Genomic DNA, 914 nt, shown 5'->3' on the forward strand with positions numbered 1-914 from the left:
CTCTTAACCAGAGGTGACTCATATGACAAAACCAACGGCGACCAAAAAGCCCCGTAAACAACACTCACCAGAGTTCCGCCAGGAAGCCATCAAGCTTGCTGAACATATCGGCGTGGCCGCTGCAGCTCGTGAGCTCAGACTGTACGAATCACAGCTCTACAACTGGCGCAGCAAACAGAGAAATCAGGCAACGTCCTCTGAGCGCGAGAGCGAACAGGCCGCTGAGATTGCTCGCCTCAAACGCCAGCTGGCTGAAAAGGACGAGGAGCTGGCCATTCTCCAAAAGGCCGCGACATACTTCGCGAAGCGCCTGAAATGAAGTATGTCTTCATCGAAAACCATCAGGCTGATTTCAGTATTAAAGCCATGTGCCGGGTGCTGCGCGTGGCCCGCAGTGGCTGGTATACATGGCGGAGCCGTTGCACAGTTATCAGTGCACGCCAGCGCTTCTGACAGGACTGCGACAGCCTGGTCAGTAACGCCTTCAGCCGGGCTAAACAGCGCTACGGAGCCCCCCGCCTGGCAGAAGAGCTGCGTGCGCAGGGCCTGACGTACAACGTGAAAACGATAGCCTCCAGCCTGCGGCGTCAGGGTCTGCGGGCAAAAGCTTCACGCCGGTTCAATCCGGTCAGCTACCGTGAGCACGGTCTGCCGGTCTCAGAAAATCTGCTGAAGCAGGATTTTAACGCCAGCGGCCCGAACCAGAAGTGGTCGGGAGACATCACGTACTTACGTACGGATGAAGGCTGGCTGTACCTTGCCGTGGTCATCGACCTCTGGTCGCGGGCCGTTATCGGCTGGTCGATGTCATCGCGGATGACGGCAAACCTGGCCTGCGATGCACTTCAGATGGCGTTATGGCGGCGCAGGCGGCCAAAATACGTTATCGTTCATACGGATCGGGGCGGGCAATA

At 57.5% G+C, this 914-nt stretch carries 1 pseudogene; it reads left to right on the plus strand.

The features are described from left to right. Positions 1-22 precede the first annotated feature (22 nt). Positions 23-914: pseudogene (locus IBT46_RS27035) on the plus strand (IS3 family transposase); the annotation flags it as partial.

The organism is Erwinia sp. S38 (assembly GCF_016624545.1).
Taxonomy (GTDB): Bacteria; Pseudomonadota; Gammaproteobacteria; order Enterobacterales; family Enterobacteriaceae; genus Erwinia; species Erwinia coffeiphila.